Below are 19,108 nucleotides of genomic sequence, written 5' to 3' on the forward strand. Positions count from 1 at the left end.
ACATGACGTGCGCCGGGCAGCAACTATAGTTGTTCCATGCCCCCCTTTTTCATGGAGAACCCGAACATGCAAGCCATCCGCAGCATCCTGGTGGTCATCGAGCCCGAGCATTCGGAGAGCCTGGCCCTCAAGCGCGCCAAGTTGATTGCGGGGGTGACCGGCGCGCACCTGCATTTGCTGGTCTGCGACAAGAAGCATGAGCATTCGGCGCTGTTGAGCCTGCTCAAGGCCGGCTTGCAGGAAGACGGCTACAGCGTCACCACCGAACAGGCATGGAATGACAGCCTGCATGAAACCATCATCGATGTGCAGCAGGCTGAAGGTTGTGGGCTGGTGATCAAGCAGCACTTTCCCGACAGCCCGCTGAAAAAGGCATTGCTGACCCCCGCTGACTGGAAGCTGCTGCGCTATTGCCCGACGGCGGTGCTGCTGGTGAAGACATCGACGCCGTGGGCGGGCGGCGTGATCCTGGCGGCCATCGATGTGGGCAATACCGACGCAGAACACCGTGAACTGCACGCGGAAATCGTCGGCCATGGTTTCGACATCGCCAGCCTGGCCAAGGCCCAACTGCATGTGATCAGCGCCCATCCCTCGCCGATGCTGTCGGCGGCGGACCCGACGTTCCAGCTCAAGGAAACCATCGAGGCGCGCTACCGCGAGCAGTGCCGGGCCTTCCAGGCCGAATTCGATATCGATAACTCAAGGCTGCACATCGAGGAAGGCCCTGCCGACGTGCTGATTCCCTTTGCGGCGCACAAGCATCATGCCGCCGTCACCATCATCGGCACGGTGGCGCGTACCGGCATTTCCGGCGCGTTGATCGGCAATACGGCGGAGGTGGTGCTCGACAAGCTGGAAAGTGACGTGTTGGTGCTCAAGCCGGCGAGCCTGATGGATCACCTGGAAGAGCTGGCGGCCAAATCCTGAGGGCGACGAGGATCAAAATGTAGGAGCGGGCTTGCCCGCGATAGCGGTGGATCAGTTGGCAAATCTTTGGCTGACACACCGCAATCGCGGGCAAGCCCGCTCCCACAGGGGTCCTGTGTCGTCAGTCAGCAAACACATCCCTGAGGAACCCCGGCGCGATATAGCGCTGGTAATGCGCCTCGGACAGGATAAAAAACTCCCGATCAATCGCATCACGCAAATCCGGCAAGGCCCAGTCACGAAACTCCGGCAACAACACCATGCCATAGGCCTCCAGATTGGAGATCACCCGCGCGCCCCGGGCAATCAACTGGTACGCCCAGCAATACTCCGACTGGTGCGGCACGAAGCGGATCTTGCGTTGTTCCAGCTGGCCGCGCAGGGTCTTGGGGTCGAAAACCTCCAGCTTGCCGGCCATCACCTGCACCAACAGCTGCTCCAGGCGCAGCCAGACCGCACGTTTCTCTTCTTCGTTATAGCCATTCCACTGGATCACTTCGTGGTGGAAACGCTTGCAGCCACGGCACACGAGATCGCCGTAGACCGTGGAGCACAGGCCTACGCAGGGGGTCTTGATGGTTTGGTTGGACATGGGCAACAACACGCAAATCAGCGAAACAATGCGCCATGTTAGCCCTTTGTCTAACCTCTATCACCCTGCAAACTTGGTTAGGCAACTTACCTTTAGATTTTTTTTGCCGTAGAATCATCCGGCCTTGTAAGGCGCCAATAATCCGCTGGAAGCTGTTTTCAAAGCGTCACGAGCACAGTCGTTCCTTCAGAACGGTGTTGGCGATGGTCAATGACTCGGTAGGTCAATGCCCTCGCCAACCCTCATCAGCCCCGTTCTGCAGGCGTAAAACTTTGAAAGCAGCTTCTGTGAGGAATGCCGGCAGCGCTGGCTTTGCGGCCCAAAAAGCCCCCGAGCGCATGCGTGCCGTTCATTTCTGGATGAGCGTCCCGTGGGACCACTGATGAGGGTAATAACTGTGCTTGAAGCCTACCGCAAACATATCGAAGAGCGTGCAGCCCTGGGTATCGTTCCCCAGCCGCTTAACGCCGAACAAACCGCAGGCCTGGTCGAGCTGCTGAAAAATCCTCCGGCTGGCGAAGAAGAATTCCTCGTTGACCTGATCACCAACCGCATTCCACCTGGTGTTGACGAAGCTGCCTACGTCAAGGCCGGTTTCCTGTCTGCCCTGGCCAAGGGCGAAGCCACTTCCCCCCTGATCAGCAAACAGCGCGCTGTTGAACTGCTTGGCACCATGCAAGGCGGCTACAACATCGTGACCCTGGTCGAGCTGCTGGACGATGCCGAGCTGGCACCTGTCGCCGCCGCCCAACTCAAGCACACCCTGCTGATGTTCGACGCGTTCCACGACGTGGCCGAAAAAGCCAAGAACGGCAACGAGCACGCCAAAGGCGTGATCCAGTCCTGGGCTGACGGCGAATGGTTCCGCAACCGCCCTACCCTGGCCGACAAGATCAGCCTGCGCGTATTCAAGGTGACCGGCGAAACCAACACCGACGACCTGTCCCCTGCTCCCGATGCCTGGTCCCGTCCTGACATCCCGCTGCACGCCCTGGCCATGCTGAAAATGGCGCGCGAAGGCATCGTGCCGGACGAGCAAGGCAAGACCGGCCCGATGAAGCAGATCGAAGAGATGCGCGGCCAAGGCTTCCCGATCGCCTACGTCGGTGACGTGGTCGGTACCGGTTCGTCGCGTAAATCGGCGACCAACTCCGTACTGTGGTTCTTCGGCGACGACGTCCCTTACGTGCCGAACAAGCGCGCTGGCGGTTTCTGCTTCGGCACCAAGATCGCTCCAATCTTCTACAACACCATGGAAGATGCCGGCGCACTGCCAATCGAATTCGACGTTTCCGACATGCACATGGGCGACGTGATCGACCTGTACCCGCATGCTGGCAAGGTCTGCAAGCACGGCACCGACGAAGTCATCACCACCTTCGAAATGAAGACCCCGGTGCTGTTGGACGAAGTCCGCGCTGGCGGCCGTATCCCGCTGATCATCGGCCGTGGCCTGACCGACAAGGCGCGTGCCGAACTGGGCCTGGGCCCTACCGACCTGTTCAAGCTGCCTGAAGCACCTGTCGACACCGGCAAGGGCTTCACCCTGGCACAGAAAATGGTCGGGAAGGCGTGCGGCCTGCCAGAAGGCAAAGGCGTTCGTCCTGGCACCTACTGCGAGCCGAAGATGACCACCGTGGGCTCCCAGGACACCACCGGTCCAATGACCCGTGATGAACTGAAAGACCTGGCGTGCCTGGGCTTCTCGACCGATCTGGTAATGCAGTCCTTCTGCCACACCGCGGCTTATCCAAAGCCGATCGACGTGACCACCCACCACACCCTGCCTGACTTCATCATGACCCGTGGCGGTGTATCGCTGCGTCCAGGCGACGGCATCATCCACAGCTGGCTGAACCGCATGCTGCTGCCGGACACCGTCGGTACCGGTGGTGACTCCCACACCCGTTTCCCGATGGGCATCTCGTTCCCGGCCGGTTCTGGCCTGGTCGCGTTCGCCGCAGCCACTGGCGTCATGCCACTGGACATGCCGGAATCGATCCTGGTGCGCTTCAAAGGCAAGATGAAACCTGGCATCACCCTGCGTGACCTGGTTCATGCCATTCCTTACTACGCGATCCAATCGGGTCTGCTGACCGTAGAGAAGAAAGGCAAGAAGAACGCCTTCTCCGGCCGCATCCTGGAAATCGAAGGCCTGAACGACCTGACGCTGGAACAAGCTTTCGAGCTGTCCGACGCCTCGGCTGAACGTTCGGCTGCCGGTTGCACCATCAAGCTGTCGAAAGAATCCGTTACCGAATACCTGAACTCCAACATCACCCTGCTGCGCTGGATGATCGGTGAAGGCTACGGCGACCCGCGTACCCTGGAACGTCGCGCCCAAGCGATGGAAGCCTGGGTTGCCAACCCGGAGCTGATGGAAGCCGATGCCGACGCGGAATACGCCGAAGTCATCGAGATCGACCTGTCGGAAATCAACGAGCCTATCCTCTGCGCGCCAAACGACCCGGACGATGCCCGTCTGCTGTCGAGCGTTGCCGGCGAGAAGATCGACGAAGTGTTCATCGGTTCGTGCATGACCAACATCGGTCACTTCCGCGCTGCCGGCAAACTGCTGGAACAGGTCAAGGGTCAGCTGCCAACCCGTCTGTGGCTGTCGCCGCCGACCAAGATGGACGCTCACCAACTGACCGAAGAAGGCTACTACGGTATCTACGGCAAGGCTGGCGCGCGCATGGAAATGCCGGGCTGCTCGCTGTGCATGGGTAACCAGGCACGTGTCGAGCCGAATTCGACCGTTGTGTCGACGTCGACCCGTAACTTCCCGAACCGTCTGGGTGACGGCGCGAACGTCTACCTGGCTTCGGCTGAGCTGGCGGCAGTTGCTTCCACCCTGGGTCGCCTGCCGACCGTCGAAGAGTACATGGGTTACGCAGCGAAACTGGACACCATGGCCAGTGACGTCTACCGCTACCTGAACTTCGACCAGATCGCCGAGTTCCGCAAGATCGCAGCAAGCGCCAACATCCCGGTGATTCAAGCCTAAGATGTTGATGTAAAAGACGCCGCGTATCCCACGATACGCGGCGTTTTTTTATGCCTGGGATTTGGCCAGTTGCACCGCGCCATCCACACTCAAGCCGCTGAGCAGCACCTGCGGTGGCAACACCTCGGGCAAGCCCTGCAACACTTCACGGGCGCCATGCCGCACGCGCGCCAGCACCAGGCGCTTGCCCTCCGCGCGCACCTGCGCAAAAAACGCCGCCAGTGCTTCGATGCTGGTGCCGTCGAGGTTGGGGGACTCCTCCAGGCTCAGCACCACCACCTCCACTGACGATTGCCGCATCAGGCGCAACGCCGCACCCAGGATGCGCTCGGCATTCGCAAAAAACAGCGCTTCGCTGGGCCGCACGATCAGCACGCCCGGCACTGGCGACGCATCCGCATGGTGCTGTTGATCAACAAAGTCATGGCTATCGCCAAGGCGGCCCAGCACTTGGATATCAGCCGATGACATCTGACGCAGCATCAACACCACGCTGATCGCCACCGCCAGCAACAAGCCATCCAGCACGCCAAGCACCAGCACCGCCGCGACGGCGCAGATCACCAGCAGGCGGTCACGCCGCCAAATGAAGTAGCGCCCCAAGGGTTGCAGGCTCAAGCCGCGACCCAACGCGTAGATGACAATGGCAGCGAGCACTGGCTCCGGCGTCAGCGCGACATAAGGCAGCACTGTCAACACAATCACCAACACCACGAACGCCGCGACGATACCGGCCAGACGCGAACCGGCGCCGGCCGCTTCATTCGCCGAGGTCGCTGAATACCCGGCACCCGCTGGCATACCGTGAAACAACCCAGACACCAGATTGGCCGCCCCCAACGCCAGCAAGTCGCGATTGGAGGACACACGGTCGCCGTGTTTAAGCGCGAACGAGCTGATGGAACCGTAGGACTCCGCGTACAGGATCATCACCAAGGCAAACGCCAATTCGCCCAGGCGCAGCCAGTCGGCGAACGGCAGCACCGGAAAATGCCCCAGCTCAAGGCGCAGGTCGATCATGCCGATCAATCCGACGCCATGGCCCTCAAGGTTCAGGTATTGCCCGGCAACAATCCCCAGCACCACCACCAGCAACCCGCCCGGCAGGCGCGGAATGCGCGCGCCCAGCCACAGCACGCCCAAGGCCACCACCGCCACCAGCGCCGCCGGCCAGTTCCAACTTGGCCACTGCTCCAGCAATTGCGGGAGGAAGCGGATCAGGTTGTTGTCGCTCAGGTGTACGCCCACCACGCCCGCCAACTGCTTGAGGATGATGGTCAACGCCAGGCCGAAGGCAAAGCCGCGCAACACGGGCTTGGCAATAAACGAGGTGACGCCACCCAGCTTGAACAACCCGGCCAGCAGGAAAAACACCCCGGTCACCAGCACCAGCCCGAACGCCAGGGACAGGCGCAACGCCGGGTCATCACCGGCCAGGCTGGCGGTGGCTGCGGCCAATACCGCTGCCGACGACGACGTGGCCGAGACAATCGCAAAGCGGCTGGTGCCCAGCAGGCCGTAGCACAACAACCCGGCAAACAAGGCGATCACCCCGGCCTGGGGTGGCAGTGCGGCAATGCTGGAATAGGCCACCGCCTCGGGCAGCAACAGCCCGGCGATGGAGAGCCCGGCGAGCAGGTCTTGGGTGCGGGTAGAGGACGCGACAATGGCGGGAGGGGTTTGAGTATTCAATCGGGCCAACCTTCGGGGTTTCCAGGGCAGAAACCCATAAGCCGACAAGCTTAGCCCTCATTGCCGGGTCACAGGTTGATCCCCGTCCACAAAAACGCCGATCAACGAAACGCCGCGTATCGCAAGATGCGCGGCGTTTTCTATTGCCCGGAATACTGTAGTTGCAGCACCACAAACCAAAAGTGGGAGCTGGCTTGCCTGCGATGGCGGTGTATCAGTCACCCATACAGTGACTGAACTACCGCTATCGCAGGCAAGCCAGCTCCCACAATTTAGAACTCTACCGTCCTAGAGACCGTACTCAGGCTCAAGGAATCAGCGAATACACCACCGCCGTAATCGCTACCAGGCCTACCGCCGTAACAAACACATTGGACGCCTGCCCACGGTACTTGGCCATGGCCGGCACCTTGCGAATCGCGTACATCGGCATCAGGAACAGAATCGACGCAATCACCGGGCCGCCCAAGGATTCGATCATGCCGAGGATGCTTGGGTTCAGCGTGGCGACAATCCAGCACACCACCAGCATGAACGCGGCGGTCATGCGGTCCAGAGTCTTCGGTGCCGGGCGGCGGCCGGTCTTGACCACCAGGCCCTTGAGGCCTTCGCTGGCGCCGATGTAGTGGCCCAGGAACGACTTGGCAATCGCCACGAACGCGATCAACGGCGCGGCAAACGCGATGGTCGGGTTGTCGAAGTGGTTGGCCAGGTACGACAGGATCGACAGGTTCTGCGCTTTCGCCTCGGCCAGTTGTGCCGGCGACAGGGTCAGCACGCAGCTGAACACGAAGAACAGCACCATCACCACCATCAACAGGTGCGCGCGGGACAGGATCTGCGAGCTGCGCTCATCGGCATGCACGCCGTACTGGCGCTTCTGGTCCACCGCGAAGGCCGAGATGATCGGCGAGTGGTTGAACGAAAACACCATCACCGGAATCGCCAGCCACAGGGTGCTGAGCAACGCCGAGGGCTCCGGCACCACGCTGGCGGTGCTGAGGATGCCACCGGTCCAATGCGGGATCAGGTACACCGCGAGGAACAGCAAGGCGACGATAAACGGGTACACCATCAGGCTCATGGCCTTGACGATCACTTGCTCACCGCAACGCACCACGGCCAGCAGGCCGAGGATCAGCACAAACGCCAGGATCGCCCGTGGCGGCGGCATGATGTGCAGTTGGTGTTCCATGAAGCTGCCGACGGTGTTGGTCAGTGCGACGCTGTAGATCAGCAGGATCGGGAAGATCGCAAGGAAGTACAGCAAGGTGATCATTGCGCCAGCGGTGATGCCGAAGTGCTCTTCGACCACGTCGGTGATGTCGGAGCCTTCACGACCGGACAGGACAAAGCGGGTCAGGCCACGGTGCGCGAAGAACGTCATCGGGAATGCCAGCAGCGCCAGGATCAACAACGGCCAGAAACCGCCCAGGCCAGCGTTGATGGGCAAAAACAAGGTGCCGGCGCCAATGGCCGTGCCGAACAGGCCAAGCATCCAGGTGGTGTCCTGGCGGCTCCAGCTTGTGAGGGTTGCAGGTGTCGATGCATAGCGTTCGTCAACGCTATTGGCCTGATCATTCATCCGGTCGGATCTCCGCATTTACACGGCCGGGACGAGTCAGAAAAACCTGACAGGCAGCGCCCCGACCATAGAAGGGGCGCGATTGTCCGGGATTCTTGTGAATAAGCAAAGACTTAGCTGAGGAACGGTGGCGTGGTATATCGACACGCCGCACCCACAACAGACACATTTGTTGACAATCTGGCGGCGCTTTCAGCATGATCAGGCCATGAACCTTATTCAGCTGCACCTCACCCGCACCACCACCACGACCGCCATCGGCGGGTCGTGCGGTGGCTGTGGGTGGTCAAGCTAAACACTTCACAGATTCACCCCAAGGCCCCGCCAGCAATGGACGGGGCCTTTTTATTGCTCCGCCCACCTGGCATTCACAAGGAGCAACACCATGGCTGACGCCCTGCTGATCATCGACATGCAAACTGGTCTCTACGACGGCCCGCAGAAGCCCTTCGAGCGCGAACGTGTACTCGCCACCATCAACCAACTGATCCAGCGCGCGCGCAACGCCAACGCGCCGATCTTTGTCGCCCGCCACACCGGCCCAGAAGGCTCGCCGATCGCAGCGGGCAGCCCGCTGTGGCAGCTGTGGCACGGCCTGGACGTGGATGAGTCCCGCGACCACCTGTTCAATAAAACCCGCCCGAGCTGTTTTCTGGGGACTGACCTGGCGCAGCAACTGAGTGCGGCGCAGATCAACGAACTGGTGATCGTGGGCATGAAAACCCAATTCTGCATCGACACGACTTGCCGAGTGGCGGTTGAGCTGGGGTTCTCGGTGATGCTACCCGAAGATGGCCACACTTGCATGGACACTCCAGCGCTCAACGCGCAGGCGATCATCGAGCATCACAATGCGACATTGGCAGGGGCATTTGTGAAGCGAGTGAGGGCTATGGATATTTGGGGTTGATCGGCTAAAAAGCTGAGTTTCCTAAAGGAAAATTGTGCAGTTCGCCTTTTATGGCGTTCTGCGCGATATCCAGCTTCTCCAGGAGCTCAGCGGTTTCGTGGGCCGTCAGTGCAACAACAGGCCGGCCCCAGTCGCAATTCCTGATGACATTTATCCGAAAACCACCCGCTGCGTCGAACTCCGGGTACCAACCTACATCCAGGAGTAGGCCGCCAGCATATTCAACTTGAAGCATGTCTTCTTTCAGCAGATCGACCTGCTCCGACACAGCGCACTCCTGCAGGAGCGATAAATCGTCATGAGTAATCGTGCCACCGGCGAACTTGAGTGGAATCAATTTGTTAACCTCCTGAATTCCTGTTCAGAAATAGGATGACCATGGATAGCGCCACCGCTCAGTTCTATTCGAACCCAGCGGCTGAGTTTGCCTTGGCAGGCACCGATACAGTGTTGGTGCTCCATCACTTTCCAAGGCCTCCCATTGGTGGTTGGCGTTCCATTTTTATAGGCCTCTCTTTCAAGTATTTCAATAGCAATACCTGGCCTGTACTTGGCCGGACCGTCCAAGGTTCCGGCAATGACTGCCCTCCAGGGTACAGCGATCGAAGGGTAGTGTTTGTATCCATACGGGGTCCATTGAATCTCTTCTTCGAGCGTTGCAGGAACAGGCATCCATGTCGTCTCTGCTAGAGGGAAAGTCCGCAAAGTCTGGCCCAGCAAATACACCCGGGACGAACGGCCAGGAAATTCAGAATGGCCTTACGCAAGAAGAAAATTTTCTATCTCAGTAAAACGCTCAGTCTTACAAATCCCGCATACTCCCCCCTCAAACCCTTCAGGAAGAGCCTTCCGATGTCCATCACTGTTCTGGTTCTGGTTGAAACCATCAACGAATACTTGCACATCATCGAAAACGATGACTTCCACGTGATTCTGGCGCCGACGCCCGCCGAACGCGCCCAGGCCATCAAGGCCCACGGTGGCCAAATCAAAGCCGTGCTGACCCGTGGCCCGCTGGGTTTGTACGCTGAAGAAATCGCCGCCCTGCCCTTGCTGGAAATCATCTGCGTGATCGGCGCCGGCTACGAACATGTGGACCTGCAAGCCGCCAGCAATCGTGGGATCGTCGTCACCAACGGCGCGGGGGTGAACGCACCGTCAGTGGCCGACCACGCCATGGCGCTGCTGCTGTCGCTGGTGCGCGGCATCCCGCAGACCGACGCCGCCGTACGGCGCAACGAATGGCCCAAGGTCATGCGCCCGTCCCTGGGCGGCAAGCAGCTGGGCATTCTCGGGCTGGGTGCCGTGGGACTGGAGATCGCCAAGCGCGCGGCCCTGGGTTTCGGCATGGAAATCAGCTACCACAACCGCCAGCCGCGCGATGATGTGGACTACACCTACTGCGCAACAGCCGTGGAGCTGGCGCGCACCTCGGACTTCCTGATCCTCGCCACGCCCGGCGGCGCCAGCACCCGCCACTTGATCGATCGCCACGCACTCGACGCACTCGGGCCCAATGGTTTCCTGGTCAACATCGGACGCGGCAGCGTGGTCGTCACCGCCGACCTGGTGACCGCCCTTGAGCAACGCCGCATCGGTGGCGCAGCCTTGGACGTATTCGACGACGAACCCCAGGTACCCGACGCCCTCAAGCGCTTGAGCAACACCGTGCTCACCTCCCATGTCGCCGGCCTGTCGCCGGAAGCCGCCCACGACACCGTGCAGCGCGTGGCCGACAACCTGCTGGAGTACTTCGCCGGTCGCCCGGTGCTCACGCCCGTCGCATTGCCCCCGCCCGCAAAATGACCGATCAGGCACGCTGATCATCATCCAACACGCTAACCTATTAAGCCGCCCCGACCTTGTCGCTGGGCGGTGGTGCGCATTAGATTAGGAAATAGTCCGAGGCCTTTAGAATAAGCAGAAGGGATAAGCATGGCGCTGAACGACCAATCGACCCAGATCCGAGCAGGCGAAGAACTTGATGCCAGCCTGATCGATCCCTACCTCAAGGCCCATATCCCCGGCCTGAGCGGCACGCCGACCATCAGCCAGTTCCCGGGCGGTGCGTCCAACCTGACTTACCTGCTGGAATACCCCGGCCAGGAATTCGTCCTGCGTCGCCCGCCCTTTGGCCACAAGGCCAAGTCCGCCCATGACATGGGCCGCGAATACCGCATTCTCAACAGACTCAAGGACGGCTTTCCGTACTGCCCCAAGGCCTACGTGCATTGCACCGACGAGTCGGTGATCGGCGCCGAGTTCTATGTGATGGAGCGCGTCAACGGCATCATCCTGCGCTCCGATCTGCCGCCCGAACTGGGCCTGGACGCCGCCAAGACCGAGGCCCTGTGCAAGAGCTTTATCGACAAGTTCGTCGAACTGCATCAGGTGGACTACACCGCGTGCGGCCTGGCCGACCTGGGCAAGCCCGAGGGTTATGTGGCGCGGCAGATCCGCGGCTGGAGCGATCGCTACGAAAAAGCCCTGACCCCCGACGCCCCACGCTGGGACGCCGTGCGCACCTGGCTCAACGAGAAGATGCCGGCCGACCACCCGACATCGAGCATCGTGCACAACGATTACCGCTTCGACAACGTGATCCTCGACCCGCACAACCCGATGCAGATCATCGGCGTGCTGGACTGGGAGCTGACCACCCTCGGCGACCCGCTGATGGACCTGGGCAACACCCTCGCCTACTGGATCGAAGCCGCCGACCCGGCACCGGTGCAACTGATGCGCCGCCAGCCGAGCAACGCTCCGGGCATGCTCACCCGCCGCGAGTTCGTCGACTATTACGCCGAACGCGCCGGCATCCAGATCGACAATTTCGACTTCTACTACACCTACGGCCTGTTCCGCCTGGCCGGCATCGTGCAGCAGATCTACTACCGCTTCTTCCATGGCCAGACCCAGGACAAACGCTTTGCGCAGTTCATCCACATGAACAAGCTGCTGGAGCAGATGAGCCTGAATGTGATCGCTAAATCAGCCCTCTAAGGAACCCCCATGTCCAAGACCAACCTGTTCGACCTCGACGGCAAGATTGCCTTTGTTTCCGGCGCGAGCCGTGGCATCGGTGAAGCCATCGCCAAGTTGCTGGCCCAGCAAGGCGCCCACGTGATTGTCTCCAGCCGCAAGCTGGACGGTTGCCAGCACGTGGCCGACGCGATCATCGCCGACGGCGGCAAGGCCACGGCCATTGCCTGCCACATCGGTGAAATGGAGCAGATTGCCCAGGTGTTCGCCGGCATTCGCGAACAGTTCGGTCGCCTGGACATCCTGGTCAACAACGCCGCGACCAACCCGCAGTTCTGCAACGTGCTGGACACCGACCTCGGCGCGTTCCAGAAGACCGTGGACGTGAACATTCGCGGCTACTTCTTCATGTCGGTGGAAGCCGGCAAGCTGATGCGCGAGAACGGCGGCGGCAGCATCATCAACGTGGCGTCGATCAACGGCATCTCCCCGGGCGTGTTCCAGGGCATCTACTCGGTGACCAAGGCGGCCGTGATCAACATGACCAAGGTGTTTGCCAAGGAATGTGCGGCGTTCGGCATTCGCTGCAACGCCCTGCTGCCGGGCCTGACCGACACCAAGTTCGCTTCGGCGCTGGTGAAGAACGACGCCATCCTCAAAACCGCGCTGGCGCAGATCCCGCTCAAGCGCGTCGCCGACCCGAGTGAGATGGCGGGTGCGGTGCTGTATCTGGCGAGCGATGCGTCGAGCTACACCACCGGCGTTGCGCTGAATGTGGATGGTGGCTTCCTGTCCTGAGCCTGTGGGAGCTGGCCCACCGCTATCGCAGGCAAGCCAGCTCCCACCTTTAATCTCCATCAGCAGGCAGAACGCGCTCGGCTCCAACTCCCAAAGCCAGACCACAACCCCACCAACACCACAAATCCCCTGTGGGAGCTGGCTTGCCTGCGATGACGGCAGCACAGCTGGCAAAGTACCTGACTGGCCCACAGATTGAGCTCTGCTCAGCCCAATCAAACATTCGGCGGTTGCTGGCGAAAGCTCACCGCCAAGCGGTTCCAGCCACTGATGCTGGACACCGCCATGGTCAGGTCCACCAGTTCCTCCTCGCTGAACTGCACGCGCACGGCGGCAAACAGTTCATCCGACACCTGGGAGGTGGGCAACGTCGCCACCGACTCGCTCCAGGCCAATGCGGCCTTCTCCCGCGCAGTGAAAAACGGTGAATCGCGCCACACACACAGGGCAAACAAACGCCGCTCGGTCTCACCACGCTGACGGGCCGCCATCGAGTGCATGTCGGTGCAGAAGCCACAGTGGTTGAGTTGCGACACGCGGATCTTGATCAACTCCAGCAACGGCTGTTCGATCGACAGGCCAAAGGTGTTCGCCTCCAGCATCAACATGGCCTTGAGCACTTGCGGGGACGCGGTGTAGTAATCCAGACGGGGTTCCATGGAGTGTTTCTCTGAAGTGACACCCCAGCCTAGAACCCCCACGGCATAAGCCCTATAGCCAATCGGCCGGTTTATGCGCAGACCATTTTGCAGCCACCGCGCCAGCGCGTAGTCTTGGCGCAGACTGAAGCCTTGGGATACAACATGGAACTGCACGTCGTGATCAACGGCCGCAAGGATCTGGCCGAACAGCTGTACCAGCAACTGCGCGAAGCCATCAGCTCCGGGCGCCTCGCCGCCGGTGCGCAATTGCCGCCGAGCCGCTTGCTGGCCGAACAGTTGGGTGTGTCGCGCAAGACCGTGTCCGACACCTACGCCACCCTGACCTACGAAGGCCTGCTGGTGGGCAAGACCGGCCGCGGCACCTTCGTCAACGCCCATGCGCCGCAGGCGGAACGCCCGCAATCGGCCACCGACCTGGCCTGCGCCGCCAGCCTGGCCCGGTGGCAATCACTGCCCTCACCCATGCGCCACCCCACGCGCGACAGCACCTTGCGCTACGAATTTATCGGCGGCGCCACCAGCCGCAATCAGTTCCCCCAGGATGAATGGCGGCGCTGCACCCAGGATGCGTTGCGACGCATTGCGCAGAACAGCGGTTTCTACAGCCAGCCCGAAGGCCTGCCCGCCCTGCGCAGTGCCATCGCCGGGCATATCGCGTTCTCCCGCGGCGTGAAATGCCGTGACAGCGACATTGTGGTCACCAACGGTGCGCAGCAAGCGCTGGACCTGATCGCCCGCGTGGTGCTGGAGCCGGGCAGCATCGTCGCCATGGAAGACCCCGGCTACAGCCCCGCACGCCAGCTGTTCGTGGCGATGGGAGCCAGCGTCGCCAGTGTGCCGGTGGACGAACAGGGTATCCAGGTCGACAGGATCCCCGACGGCACGCGCCTGATCTACGTGACGCCGTCCCACCAGTTCCCCCTCGGCATGCCCATGAGCCTGCCACGCCGCGAAGCCCTGCTGGCCCGCGCCTTCGAGCTGGGGGCGATCATCATCGAAGACGACTACGACAGCGAATTCCGCTACGAAGGCCGCCCCACCGATTCCCTGCAAAGCATGGACAACCGTGGCGTAGTGACCTACGTCGGCACCTTCTCCAAAACGCTATTGCCCGAGCTGCGCCTGGGCTACGCGGTGCTGCCGCCGGCAATCCATGGCGCCGTGCTCAAGGCCAAGCAATTGACCGACCAGCACAGCTCCACCTTGCCGCAATGGGCCCTCGCCAAGTTCATCAGCGAAGGTTACCTGCTCAAGCACATCCGCCGCTGCCACACCGTGTATGCCGGGCGCCGTGAACGCATCCTGCAACGGCTGGCCGGGGACTTGTCGCCCTGGTTCGAAGCGGTACCCACCGTGGCCGGGTTCCACATGGCGGCGCTGTGCAAGGTGGCGATCGATATCCCGCTGCTGATGCAGCTGGCGCGCCAGGTGGAAGTCGGCTTGTACCCACTGGAGGTGTTTTTCCATGACGCACCGGTACGCCCGGGCTTGATCATCGGCTTTGGCGCCATCGAAACCCTGGACATCGACCCGGCCCTGGACCGGGTGCGCGACATCCTGCTGCAGATTGGCTAGGGGATTTACCGCCGGATTGGTCATTGGTGACCCCGGCCACGCGGCGTAGGGTGAACAGGTCTCGAACTACTCGGAAACTTCGTCATGAAACAACTGCTCACTGCCTCCCTGATGCTCGCCTCCTTTGCCGTATTTGCCCACGAACCGGTGTACAACCAGGAGTCGATCAAGGTCCTGCAAGAACACGCGCTGACCAATGTGCCCGGCAAGAAAACCATCATGCTCACCGTGGACTATGCACCTGGGCAAGCCACCGTGCCCCACAGCCACACCGGCACCGCCGTGGCCTACGTGCTGGAAGGCGAAATCACCTCGCGGGTGAATGATGAGAAGGCGGTCACCTACAAGGTCGGTGAATCGTTCTATGAGCCGGCCGGGTCGCGGCATTTTGAATCGAGCAATGCCAGCCAGACCAAGCCGGCCAGGTTGCTGGTGGTGATGGTCATGGATGATAAGGCCGAGGTACTCACTCCCCTGCCACAGTAACCCGCAACACCACAAAACCCTGTGGGAGCTGGCTTGCCTGCGATAGCGGTAGGTCAGCCAATACATCTGGTACTGACATACCGCTATCGCAGGCAAGCCAGCTCCCACAGTTTGAACTGTGTGTTTTCAGGGATTTAGGGTCGTTTGAACTGGCGCCGTAACTGCTCGATCCGGGGCCGGCACAGGCACCCTTCCAGATGATCATTGACCATCCCCATCGCCTGCATCAACGCATACATCGTGGTCGGCCCCACATAGGTCCAGCCACGCTTCTTCAGCGCTTTCGACAAGCGCACCGACGCAGGCGAGGTCGGGTTGCCCGTCCAGTACGCCATATCCACCCGCGCCGGGCGCTCCTCATCAGCCGGTTCGAACGCCCACAACCAACGCGCCAACGACCCCGTCTCATCCACTAGCTCACACGCCCTGCGTGCATTGTTGATCGTGGACACGATCTTCGCCCGGTTGCGCACGATGCCCACGTCCTGCATCAGTCGTTCAATATCGGCCTCGCCGTACTGCGCCACCCGGCGAAAGTCAAAGCCCTCGAACGCCGCCCGGAACTGTTCGCGCTTGCGCAGGATGGTGATCCACGCCATGCCCGCCTGGAAGCCTTCCAGACAGATCTTCTCGTATAGCTGGATATCGTCAGCCACCGGCACGCCCCACTCGTGGTCGTGGTAATCCGGGTATTGCGGCGCCGACGTGCGCCAGGTGCAGTAGGTCTGCCCGGTGGCGTCGGTGGTCAGTCCTGGTCGGTCCATCCATCACCTCGTGTGTCTTGCGGCGGATGATAAGCGAAAAAATTTCCAGCCCACCAACCGCTCAAGCATCGCCCTCGCCGACCAACTGGTCAGACCGGGTCCGGTCAACCACCGAATTTTTACTTGTGATTTCAAAAAAGCCGAGCGTAGACTGGCTGCGCACTGGACTTACCGGTAAGACCACAACAATTAAGCCCTGGAACCACCAGGGCACCGAATAGAGATCCCTCCCATGCTCAGATGGTGCTCGCGTTCGATTTTCCTGCAAGTCGTGATCGGCCTGATGCTAGGCGTTGTTTGCGGCCTGGCCCTTCCCGAATTCTCCACACAACTCAAACCCCTCGGTGACGGCTTTATCAAGCTGATCAAAATGCTGATCGGCCTGATCGTGTTCTGCGTGGTGGTCAGCGGCATCTCTGGCGCCGGCGACTTGAAGAAAGTCGGGCGCATCGGCCTCAAGTCGGTGATCTACTTTGAAATCCTCACCACCGTCGCCCTGGTGATAGGCCTGGTGATGGCCTTCAGCACCGGTATTGGCCAAGGCGCCAATATCCACCTGGAGCAATTGTCGTCCGCCGGCCTCAATGAACTGGCCGACAAAGGCCAGCACATCCGCGGCACCAGCCAGTTCCTGATGGACCTGATCCCCAACTCGGTGATCGGCGCCTTCGCCGAGAACAACGTGCTGCAAGTGCTGCTGTTCTCGGTGTTGTTCGGCAGCGCGCTGAACCTGGTGGGCGAAGCGGCATCGGGCATCTCGCGCCTGATCAACGAGCTGAGCCATGTGATCTTCCGCATCATGGGCATGATCGTGCGCCTGGCGCCGATTGGTGTGTTTGGGGCGATTGCCTTCACCACCAGCACCTACGGCCTGGACTCGCTGCAACACCTGGGCAGCCTGGTGGGCCTGTTCTACCTCACCTGCTTCGCCTTCGTCGGGCTGATCCTCGGCCTGGTGATGCGCCTGTCCGGCCTGCGCATGTTGCCGCTGCTCAAGTACCTGCGCGAAGAACTGCTGATCGTGATGGGCACCGCTTCTTCCGACGCCGTGCTGCCACAGATCATGCGTAAACTGGAGCACCTGGGCATTGGCAGCTCCACCGTCGGCCTGGTGATTCCAACGGGGTATTCGTTCAACCTCGACGGCTTCTCGATCTACCTGACCCTGGCCATCGTGTTTATCGCCAACGCCACTGGCACGCCGCTGTCGATGACCGATCTGATGACGATTCTGCTGGTGTCGCTGATCACCTCCAAGGGTGCCCACGGCATTCCGGGGTCGGCGCTGGTGATCCTGGCGGCGACGCTCACGGCTATCCCGGCGATTCCAGTGGTGGGCCTGGTGCTGGTGCTGGCGGTGGATTGGTTCATGGGCATTGGCCGCGCACTGACCAACTTGATCGGCAACTGCGTCGCTACCGTGGCGATTGCTCGTTGGGAGAAAGACATCGACCTGCAGCGCGCCAACAAGGTGCTCGAAGGCCAGCAAGGGTATGCCTTTCAGGCCAAGAAACCGGTAGTGCCGGCGCACCAAGAATTCTAGGAAAACACACATCCAATGTGGGAGCTGGCTTGCCTGCGATAGCGGTGTATCAGTAAAGGATGGATTGACTGACACACTGCTATCGCAGGCAAGCCAGCTCCCACACTAGATCTTCGCTGGATTAACTATTGTGTTTGCAACTTAAAGGAGGCGTAGACGTGATCAGCACCTCAACCGTCGTCAATTCAGTGGTAGAAAAACTGCGCGCCGCCCTCAAGCGCGGCCAGTGGCGCCGTGGCGAAATGCTCCCCGGCCAACGCGAGCTGGCCGAACAGATGGGCATCAGCCGCCCCAGCCTGCGCGAAGCGGTGATCGTCCTGGAAACCCTCGGCCTGGTGCGCTCCATGCCCGGCAAAGGCGTGGTGGTGCTGGAAACCAGCGTCAGCGAACCACAATCCAGCGACGCCGTGGCCGACGCGAGCCTGGAAGATATCCTGCAACTGCGCTACACCCTCGAACCCTTCATCGTCGGTCTCGTCGCCCAATCCATCAGCAGCAAGGAAGTCGGCCAACTGCGCCTGACCCTGATGGACATGCGCGAAGCCCTCGACGCCGAAGACGCCGAAGCCGGCATGAACGCCTACATCGGCTTCCATGAAGAACTGTTCGCCCTGACCTCCAACCCGATCTTCCAGAACGTGGTGCAGCAAACCAGCAACGCCCTCAAGCAGAGCGCCCAGGTGCTGCGCAACTCACCGGAGCACCTGGCCGAACGCCTGCGCGAAAACGAGGCGGTGGTGCGCGCCATCCGCAACAAGAACAGCGCCCTGGCCAGTGCCGAGATGCGTCGGCACATCCTGCAGGAAGGCCTGCGCATGGGCATTCGCTTGAACATCCCGGATGACCATCTGGGCAGCTGATTTATTGGAGACTGGCCATGACCGCTTACGCGTTGCAACGCGATCCTATCTTCCCTGCCCTGCGCTTGATCGCCGGTAAAAAGCCCTCGGTGGACGACATCTACCCGCGCCTGTTCGATGCCATCCTCGAACAGCGCATTGCGCCGGCCAGTCGTTTTACCGAAGAGAGCCTGGGCGAGACCTTTGGTGTCAGCCGCAGCGTGATCCGTCGCGTACTGGCCAAACTGTCACACCAGCAAGTGATCATCCTGCGCCCCAACCAGCGCGCCCAAGTGGCCGCGCCGGATGCCCAGCAAACCCGGCAGATCCTCGAGGCGCGGCGCCTGACCGAAATCACCGTGGTGCAATTGGCCTGCGTGCACGCCACGCCTACGCAACTGCGCCAGTTGCGCGAGCTGATCGCCCGCGAGCGCGAGTGCATCGAGCGCGACCAGCGTGGGCCGGCGATTCGGTTGTCCGGGGAGTTCCACCTGCAATTGGCCGCGATGGCGCGTAATGCGCCGCTGGCGCAGTTCCTCAACAGCCTGGTGCCGCTGACGTCGTTGGTCATTGCCCAGTACGAGGCGAAAGCCTGCACCTACTGCGCGTGGCAGGAGCATATGGCGATTGTGGATGCATTGGAGCAACGCGACGCCACCGCCGCCGTGAGCCTGATGACCCAGCACCTGGACCACCTGGAATCCAAATTACTCAAACACCACTGATCCCAAGGGATAAACACA

Annotated in this window: 18 protein-coding genes; 11 read left to right on the plus strand and 7 right to left on the minus strand. The window is 61.1% G+C overall.

The features are described 5' to 3' along the window. Positions 1 to 66 precede the first annotated feature (66 nt). A complete protein-coding gene (locus PSH87_RS14995) occupies positions 67 to 930 on the plus strand; it encodes a universal stress protein (protein WP_017736109.1) in 864 nt (287 codons plus the stop codon). 121 nt (positions 931 to 1,051) lie between these two features. Here PSH87_RS14995 and PSH87_RS15000 read toward each other — a convergent pair whose 3' ends face one another. Further along, positions 1,052 to 1,522, minus strand: a complete 471-nt coding sequence (locus PSH87_RS15000; RefSeq protein WP_017736110.1) for a DUF1289 domain-containing protein — start codon at positions 1,520 to 1,522, stop codon at positions 1,052 to 1,054. Between the two features lie 397 nt (positions 1,523 to 1,919). Here PSH87_RS15000 and acnB point away from each other — a divergent pair, with 397 nt between their 5' ends. Next, on the plus strand, positions 1,920 to 4,529 hold the full coding sequence (acnB, locus tag PSH87_RS15005; RefSeq protein WP_017736111.1) for a bifunctional aconitate hydratase 2/2-methylisocitrate dehydratase: 2,610 nt from the start codon (positions 1,920 to 1,922) through the stop codon (positions 4,527 to 4,529). A 48-nt stretch (positions 4,530 to 4,577) separates the two neighbouring features. On the opposite strand, the gene PSH87_RS15010 is transcribed toward acnB, so the two are convergent. After that, a complete protein-coding gene (locus PSH87_RS15010; protein WP_305430024.1) occupies positions 4,578 to 6,221 on the minus strand; it encodes a SulP family inorganic anion transporter in 1,644 nt (547 codons plus the stop codon). A 307-nt stretch (positions 6,222 to 6,528) separates the two neighbouring features. Next, positions 6,529 to 7,806, minus strand: coding sequence for a serine/threonine transporter (locus tag PSH87_RS15015; RefSeq protein WP_026136718.1), 1,278 nt, complete (start codon positions 7,804 to 7,806; stop codon positions 6,529 to 6,531). A gap of 385 nt (positions 7,807 to 8,191) precedes the next feature. Between PSH87_RS15015 and PSH87_RS15020 the strand changes: the two genes are divergently transcribed. Beyond that, entirely contained in the window at positions 8,192 to 8,716 is a 525-nt protein-coding gene (locus PSH87_RS15020; protein WP_305430026.1) for a cysteine hydrolase family protein, read from the plus strand. Positions 8,717 to 8,720: 4 nt separating this feature from the next. Here PSH87_RS15020 and PSH87_RS15025 read toward each other — a convergent pair whose 3' ends face one another. Further along, the gene (locus PSH87_RS15025) at positions 8,721 to 9,053 is read right to left on the minus strand and encodes a hypothetical protein (RefSeq protein WP_305430027.1); all 333 of its coding nucleotides are present in this window, start codon (positions 9,051 to 9,053) and stop codon (positions 8,721 to 8,723) included. Then, positions 9,050 to 9,388, minus strand: a complete 339-nt coding sequence (locus tag PSH87_RS15030; protein WP_305430028.1) for a hypothetical protein — start codon at positions 9,386 to 9,388, stop codon at positions 9,050 to 9,052. Before PSH87_RS15030 ends, PSH87_RS15025 begins: the two co-directional genes overlap by 4 nt. 180 nt (positions 9,389 to 9,568) lie before the next feature. Here PSH87_RS15030 and PSH87_RS15035 point away from each other — a divergent pair, with 180 nt between their 5' ends. The 3 genes from PSH87_RS15035 (at position 9,569) to PSH87_RS15045 (ending at position 12,496) form a co-directional block, all read left to right on the plus strand. Further along, positions 9,569 to 10,522, plus strand: coding sequence for a 2-hydroxyacid dehydrogenase (locus tag PSH87_RS15035; protein ID WP_017736116.1), 954 nt, complete (start codon positions 9,569 to 9,571; stop codon positions 10,520 to 10,522). A gap of 129 nt (positions 10,523 to 10,651) precedes the next feature. Then, a complete protein-coding gene (locus PSH87_RS15040; RefSeq protein WP_305430029.1) occupies positions 10,652 to 11,719 on the plus strand; it encodes a phosphotransferase family protein in 1,068 nt (355 codons plus the stop codon). 9 nt (positions 11,720 to 11,728) lie between these two features. Then, positions 11,729 to 12,496 carry an SDR family oxidoreductase gene (locus PSH87_RS15045; protein WP_257783088.1) on the plus strand — a complete coding sequence of 256 codons (768 nt, stop codon included), beginning with the start codon at positions 11,729 to 11,731 and terminating at the stop codon, positions 12,494 to 12,496. Positions 12,497 to 12,711: 215 nt separating this feature from the next. On the opposite strand, the gene PSH87_RS15050 is transcribed toward PSH87_RS15045, so the two are convergent. Further along, positions 12,712 to 13,155 carry a carboxymuconolactone decarboxylase family protein gene (locus PSH87_RS15050; RefSeq protein ID WP_305430031.1) on the minus strand — a complete coding sequence of 148 codons (444 nt, stop codon included), beginning with the start codon at positions 13,153 to 13,155 and terminating at the stop codon, positions 12,712 to 12,714. A 144-nt stretch (positions 13,156 to 13,299) separates the two neighbouring features. Between PSH87_RS15050 and PSH87_RS15055 the strand changes: the two genes are divergently transcribed. Beyond that, positions 13,300 to 14,733, plus strand: coding sequence for a PLP-dependent aminotransferase family protein (locus PSH87_RS15055; protein WP_305430032.1), 1,434 nt, complete (start codon positions 13,300 to 13,302; stop codon positions 14,731 to 14,733). Positions 14,734 to 14,817: 84 nt separating this feature from the next. Next, entirely contained in the window at positions 14,818 to 15,219 is a 402-nt protein-coding gene (locus tag PSH87_RS15060) for a cupin domain-containing protein (protein ID WP_305430033.1), read from the plus strand. 134 nt (positions 15,220 to 15,353) lie between these two features. Here the strand turns inward: PSH87_RS15060 and PSH87_RS15065 are convergent, their stop codons facing one another. After that, positions 15,354 to 15,983: a DNA-3-methyladenine glycosylase I gene (locus tag PSH87_RS15065; protein WP_305430034.1), complete on the minus strand. Its 630-nt coding sequence runs from the start codon at positions 15,981 to 15,983 to the stop codon at positions 15,354 to 15,356. 217 nt (positions 15,984 to 16,200) lie between these two features. Here PSH87_RS15065 and PSH87_RS15070 point away from each other — a divergent pair, with 217 nt between their 5' ends. The 3 genes from PSH87_RS15070 to PSH87_RS15080 all read left to right on the plus strand — a co-directional run bounded on the left by PSH87_RS15070 (position 16,201) and on the right by PSH87_RS15080 (position 19,090). After that, positions 16,201 to 17,526, plus strand: coding sequence for a C4-dicarboxylate transporter DctA (locus PSH87_RS15070; RefSeq protein WP_177325327.1), 1,326 nt, complete (start codon positions 16,201 to 16,203; stop codon positions 17,524 to 17,526). A gap of 158 nt (positions 17,527 to 17,684) precedes the next feature. Beyond that, a complete protein-coding gene (locus PSH87_RS15075) occupies positions 17,685 to 18,386 on the plus strand; it encodes a FadR/GntR family transcriptional regulator (protein ID WP_017736124.1) in 702 nt (233 codons plus the stop codon). A 17-nt stretch (positions 18,387 to 18,403) separates the two neighbouring features. Further along, the gene (locus PSH87_RS15080; RefSeq protein WP_017736125.1) at positions 18,404 to 19,090 is read left to right on the plus strand and encodes a GntR family transcriptional regulator; all 687 of its coding nucleotides are present in this window, start codon (positions 18,404 to 18,406) and stop codon (positions 19,088 to 19,090) included. Positions 19,091 to 19,108 lie beyond the last annotated feature (18 nt).

The sequence above is a fragment of the Pseudomonas sp. FP453 genome (genome assembly GCF_030687495.1).
Classification (GTDB): Bacteria; Pseudomonadota; Gammaproteobacteria; order Pseudomonadales; family Pseudomonadaceae; genus Aquipseudomonas.